Raw genomic sequence first — 16,136 nt, forward strand, 5'->3', positions numbered from 1 at the left:
TCATAGCGACGAACCCGCTAATTGCAAATCCATTCTCATTTGCGATTACCATCGGCGCGTGGAACGTCATACACGCCAACGCGACGCGGTGCTGACCGCGCTTTCCGACAGCCGGCGATCTCTTACCCCGCAAGAGATCTGCGAGTTTGCGCAGCGCTCGGTCCCCCGCCTGAGCCTCTCAACGGTCTATCGGCAGCTGAAGAGCCTGCTGGAGGACGGTGAAATCGTGGGCGTCGATTTGCCGGGCCAGGCCACGCGCTATGAGGCGCTGTGCGAGTCCGATCATGGCGAGCCCGACCACCATCACCATCACTTCCACTGCGGGGACTGCGGGCGCGTGTTTCCGATTCACGGCTGCCCCGGACGCATGGAAGACTTGGCGCCCAAAGGTTTTCTGGTGCAGCGCCACGATCTGACGCTGCACGGACGATGCGCGGATTGCGCAGGTACGCACTCCCGTGCCGGCTCATCACCTGGTTCCCGCCATCGAAGGCAACCCACGTCCAAGGGAGCCAGACCGAAGGACCAGAAGACTGCAGGTCGTTGATCAGCCAAGGCGCCAGGAAATGCCGCTGGAATCGGCGCGCGGCATCACATCAAGCCCGATTCAGCCTCCGCGGCGCGTTGCAAGCTGGCGCGCCAGCGCTTCACGAGCCCTGCGGGCCGCACCCGCATCCACGCGCTCTGCGAGCACCTGCGTCAACTGGTCCAGTTGGGCAGCGGTAATGCCCACGTTCATGCTGATGCCCATGTGCGATTGAAGCTGCGACTCGGCGCCCGGAAGCGCCGACAGCATCCCGACCGTCGCAAGTTCGCGGCTCGGCCAGTCGAAGTTGTCTCGCTCGAACACATCGCCGAAGAGGTGCGTCTTCAGGTACTCGTCGACGGCCGGCGCGAAATCGAACAATGCACCCTTGACCGGCTACCCAACGAGCTTCGTTTGGTTTGCCGTCCCGGCCGCGAGCAGCGCATCGCCCTTCGGAATGGGGCGCGAGGGCGGTTGCCCCTGCTTGTCCTGCACTCCACGCTGCCTGCGAGCCTCCACGACCTTCATCAGTTCGCCCAGCGCATTGAGGCTGCGCGGGAATCCGGCATAGGCGTACACCTGCACCAGGATCTCTTTCGAGTCGTTGATCGTCAGGCCTGCGTCGAGCCCCTGTTCGAGCGCGGTGTTCAGACGGGCAATGTCGCCGGCCGCTGCGAACGCGGCAATGGGAATGATGGATTGCTGGCGCAGCGAAAACGCCTCGGATGCCGTGCGCGTGGCGTTCATGTTCGTGGACTCGTGGGCCCCTGTGCCGGCATGGCACGGCGCGGCCGCGAGGCCAAGGGCCAAGGCCAGCACGCCCGCCTTGCTGCAATGCCTAGCGCTGGTTGTATTGCTCATCGGAAACCTTCTCCATCCATTCGACGTTCTTTCCGCCCACGGTGCCGGTGACGGCCAGGTGGACCAAGGCCGTGAAGGGAGCGGCGCCGTGCCAGTGCTTGACGCCCGGAGGGCACCAGACGACGTCACCGGGCCGGATTTCCTGCACGGGCTTGCCCCACTCCTGGGTCAGGCCGACGCCCGACTGGACCACCAGGCGCTGTCCTGCAGGGTGCGTGTGCCAGGCGGAGCGCGCGCCGGGCTCGAAGGTGACGAGGCCGCCGGAGGCATTGAGGGTGTCAGTGGCGGGCCAGACCGGATCGACACGAACGCGACCGGTGAAATATTCGGCAGGGCCGACGGCCGAGGGTTGGCTGCCGGCCTTTGCGATCTGCTGGGCCGCCAACGGAGCCGGCGCGGGTTCGGCGCCTGCACCGATGGAGTTCAGGGCCGCAAGGTAGAGCGCGGCCTTCAAGGGTCGGATGCACATGGTGGGGTCAGCTCCTGGTGGTCGATGGAAGGAAGTGCGGCGCCGCTGTGCGGGCGATGGGGATGCATGAACTCTATGGACACCTCACTTGGTTGAGAAGGCAGCAAAATCGGGATGCTTATGTGAATAGGGCTCACCAATGGCAAAAGAAAACCTGAATGACCTGCAGGCGTTCGTCGTCGTCGCCCGCGAACGCAGCTTCACCCGTGCCGCCGCCCAGATGGGCGTGTCGCGCTCTGCCCTCAGCCACTCGATGCTCGCGCTGGAGGCACGGCTGGGCGTGCGCCTGCTCACCCGCACCACGCGCAGCGTCTCGGTCACGGACGCAGGTGCCCGGCTCCTCACGACGCTGGCGCCCCGGTTGCAGGACATCGAGCGGGAACTCGAATCGCTCACTGCGATGCGCGACAAACCGGCCGGTACGGTGCGCATCACCACGCATGACCATGCGATTGCCACGGTGCTGTGGCCCAAGCTCATGCCCCTGCTCAAGCAGTATCCGGACATCGAGGTGGAGTTCAGCGTCGACTACGGCTTCACCGACATCGCAGCCGAAAGGTTCGACGCCGGTGTGCGAGTGGGTAATCGCGTCGATAAAGATATGGTGGCGGTTCCGATTGCACCGGCATTGCGGATGGCGGTCGCAGCCTCTCCGGAATACCTCGCGGGCAAGCCCGTGCCGATGAAACCCGCGGACCTGACGGCACATCGCTGCGTGAACTTGCGGCTCCCCACGCACGGCGGCCTGTACGCCTGGGATTTCGAGAAAGGGAAAAAGCAGGTCAGCGTGCGGGTGCAAGGCCAGACGGTGTTCAACAACACCTTCCTGATGCTGCGCGCGGCACTGGATGGCATGGGCTTCGCCTACGTACCTTTCGATGTCATGGAACTGCACATCAACGAGGGGCGGCTGGTTCCGGTTCTGCAGGACTGGTGGCCGGCCTTCCCGGGCTACCACCTCTACTACGCCAACCGCCGCCAGCTTTCCCCGGCGCTGGCCCTGGTCATCGAAGCCTTGAGATACCGGATGCCGGCGCCCAAGCGCGCCTAGTTTTTCGAGAACTCGATGCGCACGCTGCCGCTGCCGAGCGCTTGCGCCAGCCCTGCGGGCTCATCCACACGGCCGAGACGGGTGTACGAGTAGATCGATTCGAAGGTCTTGTAGAAGACGACCAGGGTTCGCGGCCCGTACAGCATCAGATCGCCGTTGCGGATCGTGCCCGGGCGGATTGCATTCGTCGGCAGTGCTTGACGCAGCTCCGCGTGCTTCTCGTTGTTGTTGAGGTCCGGCATGTCTATCGAGAGCGGCAGCATCGCAGCGAACTCGCGGGCTGCCTCGGTGTCGGCCAGGGTGATGGCGAAGCGGCGTGTACCAACAGTCATCCACATGCGTGATTCCTCCGGTTGAACAGCAGCCCCCGGCGCAACTGCGGCGGGCCTGCCTGACGCTCCAGGCGGGGCAGCATCACATGCCCCGAGCACGAGTCCGCCGCACAGCAGGCCAAGCCCATGCAAAGAGATGTTCGTGGCCATGGGCTTCTCCTGGTGCGATGCGCGGCTCATGCCGCTTGCCGCGCTTGCGAGCGCGAGGTCAGAAAGGCAAGAAATGCTCCAAGCAGCAGCACGGCGGAACTCGCTGCAAAGGTGCTCCGGTAGCCCGCTGAGTCGAACAGCAGACCGCCTATTGTCGAGCCCAGTGCAATGGCCAACTGGATCACCGCAACCATCAGCCCGCCGCCAGCTTCGGCGTTGTGCGGCATGGCTTCGGCGATCCAGCTCCACCAGCCGACCGGGGCGGCAGTAGCCAACAGGCCCCACAGGCCCAGCAGCGCCACGATGACTGAGACCCAAGCGCCGAAGGGAATGAGCGCCACGGCGATCACCGCCATCAGGATAGGAATGCCGATCAGCGGCCGGTACAGGCTGCGCTTGAGCACAGGGCCAATCAGCGCCGTGCCGACAAACCCCGCCACGCCGATCACGAGCAGGATGAGCGACAGCGTGGACACGCTCACCCGCGTCACCGTTTCGAGGAAAGGACGCACGTAGGTGAACAATGCGAACTGCCCCATGAAGAAGGCGCCACATGCAGCCATGCCCAACGCAACGGGGCGGCTCTTCAGCGCCTTGAACACATTGCCCGAACCCGGTGCGCGCCGCTGTGCACTCATCGCCAGCAGGCTGATCCACTGCCAGACCCAAGCGATCACCGCCACCGGGACCAGGCACAAGAAGGCGCCGCGCCAACCGATGACCGAACCGAGATAGCTGCCCAGTGGCGCGGCGACCACCGTCGCCAGTGCATTGCCACCGTTGAAGATTGCCAGCGCGCGCGGTACCTGCCGCGGCGGCACCAGCCGCATTGCCGTTGCCGCCGACATGGACCAGAAGCCACCGATGACAACCCCGATGAGCGCACGGCCGGCCATGTAGACCGGATAGCTCGGCGCCCACGCGACCACGGCACCGGAGACGGCCATCAGCGCGGTCAATCCCAGCAGCAGGGTCTTGCGGTCCATGCCGCCGGCGAGCGCCGAGATCGAGAGGCTGGTCAGCACTGCGAACGCACCTGAAACCGCGATGCCCTGCCCGGCCATTCCCTGAGTGACATGGAGATCGTCCGCGATGGGCGTCAGCAGGCTGACCGGCATGAATTCGGAGGCGATCAATGCGAACACGCACAGCGACATTGCGAACACGCCGCTCCAATGGGCAGCCGCCGGCGGCACGCCCGCTGCGCCGCTGGAACTTTTCCGGTCCACGGCCCCGGACAGCTGTGCCGTCATAAAGCCACCGTCTGTGCCAAATGCCTGCCGAAGAAAGAGGTCAGCTTGTCCCAGGGAATGAGGTTCACACGGTCGTAGAGATCGACGTGGCCGGCGCCCCGCACCCAGACCAGCTCCTTCGGCTCGGCGGCGCGCCGGTAGGCGTCCTCGCTGAACTCCCTGGAGTGCGCCTGGTCGCCGCTGATGAACAGCAGCGGACGCGGGGAGATCGTCTCGACGTCGTTGAACGGATAGAAGTTCATGAACTTGACATTGCTGGCGACCGTCGGCTTCGTTGTCCTTTGGGCGGATGCTCCGGCGGGAGTGAACTCACCGCGCGGCGTGCGGTAGAAATCGTAGAACTCGCGCTGGATCGGATGCGTCTGTGCAGTCAGCTGGAGATCGGTTCCGCCTGCGACAGCGACTTCGCCGCCCTGGAACTCCACGTAGCGCTGCTCGGCGGCCGCGGCGATGATGGCCTTGCGCTGCTCCAGCGTCATGGACTTCTGGAGCGCCTGGCGGTTGACCGCGCCCATGTCGTACATGCTCACCGTGGCGATAGCCTTCATGCGCGGATCGATCTTCGCCGCACTGATCACGAAGCTGCCGCTGCCGCAGATGCCGATCGCGCCGATGCGGCTGCGGTCCACGAAGGCCCACGTTCCCAGAAAATCGACGGCCGCGCTGAACGCTTCGGCATACATCTCCGGCGACACGAGGTTGCGTGGCCCTTCGCTCTCGCCCCAGCCTGGCAGGTCGATGGCGAGCGTGACGAAGCCCTGTTCGGCCATCTTGGTCGCATAGAGGTTCGCGCTTTGTTCCTTCACGGCCCCCATCGGGTGGCTCACGACGAGCGCCGGATGGGCTTTGCTGCGGTCGAGGGTCTTGGGAACGAAGAGGTTGCCCGCGACGTTCATCTGGTATTGGTTCTTGAAGGCGACCTTCTGCAGGGTCACCTTGTCGCTCTTGTAGAAGTTGTCTGCGCCGTTGGACATATCTGGATTCGCTTTCATGTTCGCCGCGAAGGCGGCGGTGCCTGTGATTGACATGAGCCCCAGCACCGCCGCGCCGGTGCCTGCTTTCCTCAGGAATTCGCGCCGCTCGCACGCCTGGCTGCTCATGGTTTCCGCGGCTTGTTCTGGGTTGAATGGGTTGCTCATTGCCTGCTCTGCTTTTGTTGGTGGTCGGAATCGGCGGCCAAGGAGCGGCAGCCTGCGGTAACTCTTGCCCTGAATGTTCGGGCACCGACGTCAATCTGACTAGCTAATGAATTCTTAAAGGCTATATTAGGTCGGCTAATTAATTCGCATGGGAGACTGCCTTCATGGTCAAACGCAATCTCAACGATCTCCTGTACTTCGTGACAGTGGCCCGGGAAGGCAGCTTTACGCGGGCCGCCTCGCTGCTGGGCGTCACGCAATCGGCCCTCAGCCAAGCCATCAGTGGCCTCGAGGCTCGGTTGGAGATTCGGCTGCTCACGCGCACCACGCGCAGCGTGTCGCCCACCGCGGCCGGAGAGCGGCTGCTGAATGCCATCGGCCATCGCTTCGACGAGATCGGTGCCGAACTGGATGAGTTGACCGAAATGCGCGACAAGCCGGCGGGCACGGTGCGGATCACCTGCGGCGAACATATTCTTCGGACCACGCTGCTGCCCAAGCTCACTCCCTTGCTGCGCGAATACCCCGACATCAAGGTGGAGTTCGACATCAACTATGGATTCCGGGACATCGTGGCCGACCGCTTCGACGCCGGCGTGCGTCTGGGCGACACGATCGACAAGGACATGATCGCGGTTCCGATCGGGCCGCAGTTGCGCATGGCGGTGGCAGCCTCCCCTGCGTACTTCAAGTCGCATGCGCGCCCCAAGACTCCACACGATCTGCTCAAGCACAACTGCATCAACATGCGTATGCAAACCGCGGGAGGGCTATGGGTCTGGGACTTCGAGCGACGAAGCAAGCCATTGAACGTGCGGGTGGATGGGCAACTCACCTTCAACACATCGCCCAGCATGGTGGATGCTGCGTTGGCTGGGCTGGGCATCGCATTCCTGCCTGAAGAGGAGTTCGCACCGCACCTCGAGCAAGGCCAGCTGGTACATGTGCTGGAAGACTGGTGTCCTCCATTCCCAGGCTACTACCTGTACTACCCCAGTCGCCGGCAGCCCTCGCACGCGTTCTCACTTGTAGTCAACGCGTTGCGTGTATCGCCCCGGATCCCCAAACAGCGCTAGCCCCGTCCTGCTGGGCGTATGCGTGCCGAGCTGCCGGACCTCCCCTGCGCCCGCAAGCTCGGGGTCGGTGCGCCAGGCGTCGGCACTCGCTGCAGCAGAACCCAGGCGGATGCGAGCATCAGTCCCAGCAGCAGGCCGGCGAGCACGTCGGCCGGAAAATGAGCGCCCGCCGACACGCGCGCCCACCCGGTGACCACTGCCAACGCAAGGATGCCGACGCCTTCTCTGCTCAGTCCCGGTCGATAGAGGAAAGTGGCGGCGATGGCGAACATCACCGACGCGTGAGTGCTCGGCAGCGAACCCCGGGCTCCATGCTGGAGATGGTTGATGCTGAGACCCACCATGAAAGGACGGGGCAAGGCCAGTTGACCCGCGATCTGGTGCGCCACGATGCTGGCGAAGACTCCGACCGCGAGGCATCCTACAAGATAGCGGCGCTGGCCTTGTCGTCGCCAAAAAGCCCAGCCGATCGACGCAGCCGCTATCCAGGCCGTACCTTCTGCAAGCCAGAGACTCACAGGCAGCACCAATGGATGCGCAGCATGGCCCGCCTGCATCCAGAGAAAGGAAGCTTCGCGCCAACTGCTTCGGTCCAGGTTCTCCCATGGGCCTGGTACGGCGCCGTCTCCGATCAGCTGCATGAACAGCAACGGCAGCGACACTAGGCCGGCCGCGACTGGCCGCGACCTCGCGTCCAGCCGGCATGCCGAGAGTTTGTCCGCGATCAAGAGCGACCACGCGGGCAGCGCGGGCAGCGCGCAGTTCCATAGTTCTCCGCCCGCCAGAATGAAGAGCAGCGGCATTGCCAGCGCCCAGATCCACAGGCAGCGCTCACGCGCCGCGGCCGATTCAGCGCGCCATTCGCCATGAAGGAGGAGCGCGAGCAGAAGCGTCCACGACAGGAAGTCGCTTGCGCGCGCGGGATCCGCGAGTTCGGCACCGCCCGCGACCATGCAGAGCAGGCCGCTCGTGTAGGAGAGTGCCGCCAGCAACCCGGCAGCGGGCTTGTGGCCGCACCCGGCGATACGCACGATCAGCCCCGCCGTCGCGGCATGGAACAGCCATGCCCCCCAGAAGGGGGTGCCGTGCTCGACCATGGGCGGCGCTCGTGCGTCAATCCGGCCAGGGCGTCCGATCAGGGAACCGTGAGCAGCGGCTGAACCAGCATGGGGCGCAGTGCCTCGACAAGAGCGACGATGCCTGCCAGCCAGACGAACCAGATCACATCGCCGGCCGTGCGGCGGAACTGCTGGATCCTGACTTCGCACACTTCGGATGCGCGGTAGCGCGCAACAGACGGGAAGAACCGCGGGGTTCGTTCGCAGTAGGCCTCGAACACGGCGCCGAACCGGGCCCTCAGGAAGGCCTCCTCACTGGCGATCACGCTGGGATACACGAGCACGAAGAACGCGAGGACACAGACCGAGAAGCTGATGCTCCGCGTGCAAAAACCAATTCCCACGAAGCCCAGCAGGGAGAAGAAGTAGAGCGGGTTGCGTGTCATGGAGTAGGGCCCTTCCGTCACGAGTTCGCTGTTCTTTCGCCCTCCGATGTAGAGCGAGCACCAAAGCCTCCCCACCACGGCAATGCCGATCAGGACGAGCCCTGCCATGGGCAGCAGGTTCCCGATCAACCGGCCCGCGTACATCTTCTCCGTCAGAAGGAGCGCGATCAATGCGCCGAGCCAGAACAGACGGGAGATGGCGATGCGGTTCTGTGCGATGAAGGTCGAGACCATGGAGTGGCAACAAGGAGTCAGTCAGGTGGAGCGGCCGATCCTAAAAAACCTCCCGTGAACCGATCGTCACTCGGTGCGTCGGTGCTCGATGCACCGTGGCTTACCATCGCGCCCTCGTCGTTGTTGTGGGCTCACCATGAGGGTACTTCTCCTCGAAGACAGTCTCGCGCTGGCCGGTGCGGTTTCGGACTACCTGGAGGCGCGGGGCTGCGCGGTCGACCTGGCCTTTCATGGACAGGCTTTTCTCGATCTCGCAAGGGATGCGCGCTTCGACATCTACGTTCTCGACGTGGCCGTTCCGGGGATCGACGGGCTGGAGGTGTGTGAGCGCCTGCGCACGCAAATGCGCGACGACACCCCCGTGATCTTCCTCACGGCGCGCGACACGCTGCAGGACAAGAAGGCGGGGTTCGCGCGCGGCGCGGACGACTACCTCGTGAAGCCCTTCGAGATGGAGGAACTCTTCTTTCGTCTGCAGGCGATCGCAGCAAGGGGGCGACGGCCCCAGGTGTCGACCCAGGTGCTGGGCGAACTGGTGCTCGACCACGGTGCAGGCACCGTGCTGCGCAACAGCCGACGCATTCGGCTGCACGAGTTGCAGCTGAGGGTGCTCAAGATCCTCGTCGCGCGATCGCCGCTGATGGTGGAGCGCGCAGTGCTCGAAAAAGAACTCTGGGGCGACAACGTGCCGGACAGCGATTCGCTGCGCACGCACATCTACCGCCTGCGCAACGCGCTGACGATCACCGGGGAGCGAGAGTTGATCGAGACGGTGCACGGCAAGGGGTGGCGCTTTGTCGAATGACGGCACTTTTCAACGGCGCTTGCGCAGGGCGTTCCTGCGCTTTGGCGCTGCAACCACCCTGCTCTACGGCTCCCTGGCGTTCCTCGTTTCGCTCGGAACGGAGGAGTTCCTGCTTCGCCGCTACCTCGGCGCGATGGTCGAGCGCGCCATCGCGCAAATCGAGCACCCGGGCGCGGACGGCGCCGCGTCGAACATGCTGGAGCGGGTTCGGGCCCTTGCGGCGGCCCCGCATCGCAGCGCACCGGGCTTCGAGGTCGTCCGCTTCTACGTGCGCGGCTCGCCGGACTTGCCGGCCTGGGCTCCTTCGTACGGGCCGGGCACCCACCGCCGGTTCGAAGACGGTGCGATGCTCCGCGTTGCGCCGATCATGGGAGGCAGCGACACGCTCTATGCGGTCGTCGACGGCGACGGCGTCCTCGACATCGATGACTTCGAGCCCTATGTCCTGCTCGCGCTGCTGCTGATCGGCGCGGCGGTAACCGTACTGAGCGCGGCCGTCGGTGCCGTGCTCGCGCGCCAGCTCGCGCTACCCCTGGTCACGCTGACGCGGGAGGTGAATGCCCATGGCGAAGGACCGGTGGAGTTTTCGGGTGCCCAGCGCAGCGACGAAGTGGGCGCGCTCAGTCGCGGCTTCACGGCGCTCGTGGGCCGCCTCAGCGACTTCCTTCAGCGCGAGCGGGAATTCACGCGGTTCGCAAGCCATGAGTTGCGCACGCCCGTGGCAGTCTTCAAGAGCAGTCTTGCTGTGCTGCGAGCGACCGGCGAAACTTCCGTGCGCGAACGCGCGCTCGCCCGCATGGCCCAGAGCGCGAACGACATGGAAGCCCTTGTTGCCGCGCTCCTGGCACTCGGCCGAAGTCCCGAAGAGGCTGACCACCGAGAGATCGAGGAGACGAACGTCGCCACGGCGATCGACGACCTGCTTGAACGGCTCGCCCCCTTGGCGAGACAGAAGAGCCTGCGGATTGCGCTGCAGGTCGATCCGCACACGCGGATGTCGGCCGCTCCCGGCTTGGGCCCGGTCCTGATCGACAACCTGCTGCGCAACGCCGTGGCCTACGCCGACACCTGGATCCAGGTGCGCGCAGACGCGCGGCTACTCGAGATCGAGAACGATGTGCGGGAACAGCCGCGCAGTTCCACATCCACCGGGTACGGACTGCAGATCGTCTCGCGGATATGCAAGCGTCAGGGCTGGGAGTTTGTCTGCGGGCGGAAGGACGACCGCTATGCCGCGCGCATAACCTTTCCTGCAGCGTCTGGTCCGGCTGACACCGACTAGCCTGGCGCTCGCTCTTCATCCGCAGCCGCCGGCCCGGGAATACCCTGCTGCGCACCAGCCCATTCTTGCCTACATTGCTTGCATACAAGATTCCCTCGATCTTGCATTCAACCCGCTGGAAGGTTTCTCCATGCCCCGCTTCGTCAAATCCCTCTTCGGTCAGGTCGTTATCGCGCTGGTGCTCGGCGTGCTGGCCGGCCTCTTTGTGCCGGAGTTCGCCGTCAAGCTCAAGCCGCTCGGCGACGGCTTCATCAAGCTGATCAAGATGATCATCCCGGTGCTGGTGTTCTGCGTGGTGGTGCACGGCATCGCGGGCGCAGGCGACCTGAAGCGCGTGGGCCGGGTCGGCGTGAAGGCGCTGATCTACTTCGAGGTGCTGACCACCATTGCACTGGCCATGGGGCTGGTGCTGGCCTTTGTGTTCGAGCCGGGCGTGGGCATGAACGTGGACCCGGGCAAGCTCGACGCCGCCGCCTTGAGCGCCTACGCCTCGAACGCCGACAAGCTCACCAGCGGCGGCACGGTCGAGTTCTTGATGAAGCTGATTCCCACCACGGTGGTTGCCGCCTTTGCCACCGGCGACGTGCTGCAGGTGCTGCTGTTCGCGGTGCTGTTCGGCTGCGCGCTGTCTTTGCTGGGCGAGCGCGGCAAGCCGGTGAGCGCGGTGGTGGACTCGCTGTCGCTGGTGCTGTTCAAGATCATGGGCATCATCATCAAGCTGGCGCCGCTGGGCGTGCTGGGCGCCATTGCCTTCACCGTGGGCAAGTACGGCATCGGCTCGCTCAAGCAGCTGGGCATGCTGGTCGCCCTTTTCTATGGCGCAGTGCTGATCTTCGTCTTCGTGGTGCTGGGGCTGGTGATGCGCATGTCGGGCTTCAGTTTGTGGAAGCTGCTGCGCTACCTGCGCGAAGAACTCGCCATCGTGTTTGCCACCACCTCGTCGGACAGCGTGCTGCCGCAGATCATGGCCAAGCTGCGCCGCATGGGCATTCGCGATTCGACGGTGGGCCTGGTGATTCCCACCGGCTACTCGTTCAACCTCGACGCCTTTTCGATCTACATCACGCTTGCGGCGGTGTTCATTGCGCAGGCCACCAACACGCCGATCTCGATGGCCGACCTGCTGACCATCCTGGCCATTGCGCTGGTCACGTCCAAGGGCGCGCATGGCGTGCCGGGCTCGGCCATCGTGGTGCTGGCCGCCACGCTGCACGCGATTCCGGCCATCCCGGCCATCGGGCTGGTGCTGGTGCTCTCGGTCGACTGGTTCATGGGCATTGCCCGCGCGCTGGGCAACCTGATCGGCAACTGCGTGGCCACGGTGGCAGTGGCGGCCTGGGAGGGCGACATCGACCGCCAGCGGGCCCACGCCGTGCTCGACGGCACCTACACCCCCGACGACGAACCGCTGGCCGAACCCGAACTGCCTGCGGCACCCCTGGGCGCGGGCGCCGGCAGCCACTGAAACCGATGGCTGCCGACAACGTCAATCCCACCTCCATTGCCGAACGGGTGGTCGAGGCCATCCTGGCGCAGAAGCTCGCGCCGGGCGAGCGGCTCGGCGAACAGGCGCTGGCCGAGAACTTCGCGGTCAGCCGGACCATGGTGCGCGAGGCGCTCATGCAGCTGCAGGCGCGCGGCTTCGTCGAGGTGCAGTCGCGCCGCGGCTGGTACGTGGTGGAGCCCTCGGCCGAGGAAGCGCGTGACGCTTTTTCGGCACGCCGCATCGTGGAGGCGGGCATCCTGGCCGAAATCGAGGGCCGGCCGCTGCAAAAAGCCATACGCAAGCTGCGCGACCACATTGCCGACGAGCAGCGCGCCATCGAAGGGGCCGACGCCGCCACGCGCGCCTTCCTGCTGGCCGACTTTCACGTGTGCCTGGCCGAGCAGATGGGGCACCAGCTGCTGGTCGACGTGCTGCGCGACCTCACGGCCCGCACCACGCTGGCGGCCACGCTCTACCAATCGAAGCACGAAGCCGGGCAGTCCTGCGCGGAGCACGGCGCCATCGTCGCCGCGCTGGAGGCCGGCGACACCGCCACGGCGCGCAAGCTGATGATCGACCACATCGGCAATGTCGAACGCTCGCTGGAGGTAGACACCACCGCCGGGCCCGACGCGCCGGCCCGCCTGCGCGCCACCCTGTCGCCGGTGGCGCTGCCGCGCGCAAGGCGCTAGCCGACTAGGCATTTCGACCGACACGAACGTGCGTTCAGGCTCGGCTACAGTCCGAGTCACATATGAACTCACCCCAACTCCAGCGCGGCGTATTCCTCGCCCTGCTTGCCATCGTCACGGTCGCCTTTCTCTGGGTGCTGGTGCCCTTCTTCGGCGCGGTGCTGTGGGGGGTGGCGCTGGCCATCCTGTTCACGCCGCTCTACAAGTGGCTGCTCAAGAAAATGCCGGGCAAGCGCAATGTCGCGGCACTGTCGACTCTGGTCATCTGCCTGTTCATCGTGATTCTTCCGCTGGCCATGGTCGGGGTGTCGCTGGTGCAGGAGATCGTGCAGGTCACGCAGAGCATCCGCTCGGGGCAGATCAACTTCGCGGCCTACTTCCAGCAGATCCTCAACGCCATGCCGCAATGGCTGATGAGCATCTTCGACCGCTTCAACCTGGGCGACATGGAAGCATGGCAGGAACGCATCTCCGCCGGCGCGGCGCAGGGCAGCCAGCTCATCGCCGGCCAGGCGCTCACCATTGGACAGAACACCTTCGACTTCCTCATCAGCTTCTTCGTGATGCTGTACCTGCTGTACTTCCTGGTGCGCGACGGCTCGGCGCTTTCCAAGACCATGCGCGAAGCAGTACCGCTTGCCAAGCCGCACACGCACTACCTGCTCAACAAGTTCACCACCGTGATCCGCGCCACCGTGAAGGGCAACGTGGCGGTGGCCATTGCGCAGGGCGCCATCGGCGGACTGGCGTTCTGGCTGCTGGGCGTGCAGGGCGCACTGCTGTGGGCGGTGCTGATGGCGTTTCTCTCGCTGCTGCCGGCCGTGGGCGCGGCGCTCATCTGGGGGCCGGTGGCCATCTACTTCCTTGCCACGGGCCACTTCTGGCAGGGTGGCATCCTGATCTTCGTGGGCGTGTTCGTGATCGGGCTGGTCGACAACATCCTGCGCCCCGTGCTGGTGGGCAAGGACACGCAGATGCCCGACTACATCGTGCTGATGTCGACCATCGGCGGCATGGCGATCTTCGGCATCAACGGCTTCGTGGTCGGCCCGGTGATTGCCGCGCTCTTCATGGCGGCATGGAGCCTGTTCGTGGAATCGGGCCAGTGGGAAAACCCGTCCGCCGACGCGGGCGACGACAAGAAGAACAGCTGAACCACGCCGCACCGCCGCCAGCCTGGAGCGGCTGATGCGGGCGCGCCTTGCGCCTGCAGCGTGCATTTGACGCGGGCGTTTTTGCATTTCGTCGCATGCCGCTGGGCAGCGCACGGCGCCTGCGGGATCGTCGGGACCTCCAACTTCCAAGACGAGGTCTCCCAATGCACTTTCTTTCCCTCCTGCCCCGGCCGGGCGCACACATCCTGTGCGGCGCCATACTTCTTGCGCCGCTGGGCGCGCTTGCCGCCGACCTGAACCTGAGCGTGACCGACGGACCCGCCGCCGAAGCCACACTCTACGTGGCGCTGTACGACAGCGCCGCGGGCTTTGCCGGCAGCAAGTCGCTCGCCGCCCAGACCACGCCCTTGCGCGGCGGCGCGGCCCAGCTCCGGTTCACCGGGCTGGTACCCGGACGCTACGCACTGCGCGTGTTCGCCGACGAAAACGGCAACGGCAAGCTCGACACCAACCCCGTGGGCATGCCCATCGAGCGCTACGGCTTCTCGAACGACGCCAAGGGCAACCGCGGCGCGCCCGATTTCGAAGCCGCCGCGCTCAACGTCGAAACCGACGTGCAGACCGTCATTCACCTGCGCTGAGGTTCACATGGAACGACGCGAACTTCTGCGCCTGCTGGCAACGGCCGGCGCCCTGCCCCTGCTGCCTGCCCTGGCGCGCGCCACCAGCGGTGCCGACGATTGGCAAACCGAATTCGAAGCCGCCGGCACGCCCTGGAAATCGGGCTTCGCCACGCCGCCCGGCGACCTGCCGCTCACCCGCGCCAAGGTGCGCGGGCGCTTCCCCGATGCGGTCGCCGGCACGCTGTTTCGCAACGGCCCCGCGGGGCACGACCTGGGCGGCGAGCGCTACCGCCACTGGTTCGACGGCGACGGCATGGTGCATCGCTTCACGATCGAAGGCAGCGACGTGCGGCATCAGGGCCGCTATGTCGCCACGCCCAAGCGCACGGCCGAAGTGCGGGCCGGCCGCCGCCTGGCCGAGGGCTTCGGCACCATGCCGCCGGGCGCCGAACCGCCGACCTCGCCGGACAGCATCAACGTGGCCAACATCAACGTGCTGCCGATGCAGGGCGAGGTGCTGGCGCTGTGGGAAGGCGGTTCGGCCACGCGGCTGGACGCGCGCACGCTGGAAACGCTGGGCGTGAAAACCTGGCGCCCCGACTTCGCGGGCATGCCCTTTTCAGCCCACCCCAGAGTGGATCCCGACGGCACGGTGTGGAACTTCGGCGTGAGCGCGGGCCAGAGCATGCTGGCGCTGTACGAGATCGCGCCCGACGGCGCGTTGCGCCGCGCAAGTGCGACGCCGGTGGCCGACCTGCCGATGATTCACGACTTTGCGGTGACCGAGCGCCACCTGGTCTTTCTGATGCCGCCGCTGGTGTACGACGGCAAGCGCAAGGAAGCCGGTGCGAGCTTTCTCGATGCGCATGTCTGGCGGCCCGAGCTCGGGATGCGCGTGATGGTGGTCGACAAGAAAGACTGGGACCGCCGCCAGCTATTGACGCTGCCGGCCGGTTTTCTCTTTCACGCGGGCAACGCCTGGGAAGAAGACACGCCCGGCGGCACGCTGATCCACATCGACTACATGCGCTCGGACAACCCCGACCCGGTGTTCACCAGCAACCGCGAGGTGATGCGCGGGCGCTGGGTGAAGCGCGCCGACCCGCACCTGACAGTCGCCACGTTGAACCTGCGCACCGGGCGTGCCAGCCAGAACGCACTGGCGCTCGACGCCGAGTTTCCGCGCATCGATCCGCGCCGCGTCGGCCTGCGCCACCGCCACCTGATCCACGCAACACAAGGCATGCCGGACCGCCCCGGCTTTGCCGCGGTGGCGCGCACCAACGTGGAGACCGGCCGCAGCCAGCGCTACACCTACGGCAGGCAGGCGATCGTGGAAGAGCACATCTTCGTTCCGGATGGCGCCAAGCCGGGATGGGTTCTGGGCACCGTGCTCGACTTCGGGCAGCAGAAGACGCTGCTCTCGTGCTTTGCGGCCGATCAGTTAGCGGCGGGCCCGGTGGCGCAGGCCACGCTGCCCTACACGCTGCCGCTGGGCCTGCACGGGGCGTTCGTGCCGGCTTGATGAGATGAAGACG

16 protein-coding genes and 1 pseudogene are annotated in these 16,136 nt (G+C 65.6%); 10 read left to right on the forward strand and 7 right to left on the reverse strand.

Annotated features, from left to right (window positions below; all coding sequences use genetic code 11):
• The first annotated feature begins 88 nt into the window (after positions 1-88).
• Entirely contained in the window at positions 89-547 is a 459-nt protein-coding gene (locus tag GOQ09_RS20005) for a Fur family transcriptional regulator (RefSeq protein WP_347563258.1), read from the forward strand.
• A 60-nt stretch (positions 548-607) separates the two neighbouring features.
• On the opposite strand, the pseudogene GOQ09_RS20010 reads toward GOQ09_RS20005, so the two are convergent.
• A pseudogene (locus GOQ09_RS20010) lies at positions 608-1,273 on the reverse strand (carboxymuconolactone decarboxylase family protein).
• A 91-nt stretch (positions 1,274-1,364) separates the two neighbouring features.
• Positions 1,365-1,856: a (R)-mandelonitrile lyase gene (locus GOQ09_RS20015; protein ID WP_157615120.1), complete on the reverse strand. Its 492-nt coding sequence runs from the start codon at positions 1,854-1,856 to the stop codon at positions 1,365-1,367.
• Positions 1,857-1,995: 139 nt separating this feature from the next.
• Here GOQ09_RS20015 and GOQ09_RS20020 point away from each other — a divergent pair, with 139 nt between their 5' ends.
• On the forward strand, positions 1,996-2,907 hold the full coding sequence (locus GOQ09_RS20020) for a LysR family transcriptional regulator (protein WP_157615121.1): 912 nt from the start codon (positions 1,996-1,998) through the stop codon (positions 2,905-2,907).
• On the opposite strand, the gene GOQ09_RS20025 is transcribed toward GOQ09_RS20020, so the two are convergent.
• The 3 genes from GOQ09_RS20025 to GOQ09_RS20035 all read right to left on the reverse strand — a co-directional run bounded on the left by GOQ09_RS20025 (position 2,904) and on the right by GOQ09_RS20035 (position 5,670).
• Positions 2,904-3,389, reverse strand: coding sequence for a cyclophilin-like fold protein (locus GOQ09_RS20025; RefSeq protein WP_242630891.1), 486 nt, complete (start codon positions 3,387-3,389; stop codon positions 2,904-2,906). The genes GOQ09_RS20020 and GOQ09_RS20025 overlap by 4 nt on opposite strands.
• Positions 3,390-3,415: 26 nt before the next feature.
• The gene (locus GOQ09_RS20030; RefSeq protein WP_157616773.1) at positions 3,416-4,546 is read right to left on the reverse strand and encodes an MFS transporter; all 1,131 of its coding nucleotides are present in this window, start codon (positions 4,544-4,546) and stop codon (positions 3,416-3,418) included.
• A gap of 92 nt (positions 4,547-4,638) precedes the next feature.
• Positions 4,639-5,670 (reverse strand): alpha/beta hydrolase, encoded by a 1,032-nt coding sequence (locus tag GOQ09_RS20035; protein ID WP_157616774.1) that lies wholly within the window; start codon positions 5,668-5,670, stop codon positions 4,639-4,641.
• 275 nt (positions 5,671-5,945) lie between these two features.
• Between GOQ09_RS20035 and GOQ09_RS20040 the strand changes: the two genes are divergently transcribed.
• Positions 5,946-6,857, forward strand: a complete 912-nt coding sequence (locus GOQ09_RS20040) for a LysR family transcriptional regulator (RefSeq protein ID WP_157615122.1) — start codon at positions 5,946-5,948, stop codon at positions 6,855-6,857.
• Here GOQ09_RS20040 and GOQ09_RS20045 read toward each other — a convergent pair.
• On the reverse strand, positions 6,854-7,954 hold the full coding sequence (locus tag GOQ09_RS20045) for a phosphatase PAP2 family protein (RefSeq protein ID WP_157615123.1): 1,101 nt from the start codon (positions 7,952-7,954) through the stop codon (positions 6,854-6,856). The two genes, GOQ09_RS20040 and GOQ09_RS20045, sit on opposite strands and share 4 nt — an antisense overlap.
• Before the next feature lie 38 nt (positions 7,955-7,992).
• Complete coding sequence (locus GOQ09_RS20050; RefSeq protein ID WP_157615124.1) at positions 7,993-8,595, reverse strand: methyltransferase family protein; 603 nt, start codon at positions 8,593-8,595, stop codon at positions 7,993-7,995.
• A gap of 136 nt (positions 8,596-8,731) precedes the next feature.
• Between GOQ09_RS20050 and GOQ09_RS20055 the strand changes: the two genes are divergently transcribed.
• The 7 genes from GOQ09_RS20055 to GOQ09_RS20085 all read left to right on the forward strand — a co-directional run bounded on the left by GOQ09_RS20055 (position 8,732) and on the right by GOQ09_RS20085 (position 16,123).
• The gene (locus GOQ09_RS20055) at positions 8,732-9,400 is read left to right on the forward strand and encodes a response regulator transcription factor (RefSeq protein ID WP_157615125.1); all 669 of its coding nucleotides are present in this window, start codon (positions 8,732-8,734) and stop codon (positions 9,398-9,400) included.
• On the forward strand, positions 9,390-10,682 hold the full coding sequence (locus GOQ09_RS20060; protein ID WP_157615126.1) for a sensor histidine kinase: 1,293 nt from the start codon (positions 9,390-9,392) through the stop codon (positions 10,680-10,682). The genes GOQ09_RS20055 and GOQ09_RS20060 overlap by 11 nt, the downstream gene beginning before the upstream one ends.
• 130 nt (positions 10,683-10,812) lie before the next feature.
• Positions 10,813-12,147, forward strand: coding sequence for a C4-dicarboxylate transporter DctA (locus tag GOQ09_RS20065; RefSeq protein WP_157615127.1), 1,335 nt, complete (start codon positions 10,813-10,815; stop codon positions 12,145-12,147).
• 5 nt (positions 12,148-12,152) lie between these two features.
• Positions 12,153-12,860 carry a GntR family transcriptional regulator gene (locus GOQ09_RS20070; protein ID WP_157615128.1) on the forward strand — a complete coding sequence of 236 codons (708 nt, stop codon included), beginning with the start codon at positions 12,153-12,155 and terminating at the stop codon, positions 12,858-12,860.
• Between the two features lie 62 nt (positions 12,861-12,922).
• Positions 12,923-14,014: an AI-2E family transporter gene (locus GOQ09_RS20075; RefSeq protein WP_157615129.1), complete on the forward strand. Its 1,092-nt coding sequence runs from the start codon at positions 12,923-12,925 to the stop codon at positions 14,012-14,014.
• Positions 14,015-14,178: 164 nt separating this feature from the next.
• The gene (locus GOQ09_RS20080) at positions 14,179-14,616 is read left to right on the forward strand and encodes a DUF2141 domain-containing protein (RefSeq protein WP_157615130.1); all 438 of its coding nucleotides are present in this window, start codon (positions 14,179-14,181) and stop codon (positions 14,614-14,616) included.
• Positions 14,617-14,623: 7 nt separating this feature from the next.
• Positions 14,624-16,123, forward strand: a complete 1,500-nt coding sequence (locus tag GOQ09_RS20085; protein WP_157615131.1) for a carotenoid oxygenase family protein — start codon at positions 14,624-14,626, stop codon at positions 16,121-16,123.
• Positions 16,124-16,136: the final 13 nt, after the last annotated feature.

This window comes from Variovorax paradoxus, assembly GCF_009755665.1.
Lineage (GTDB): Bacteria > Pseudomonadota > Gammaproteobacteria > Burkholderiales > Burkholderiaceae_C > Variovorax > Variovorax paradoxus_G.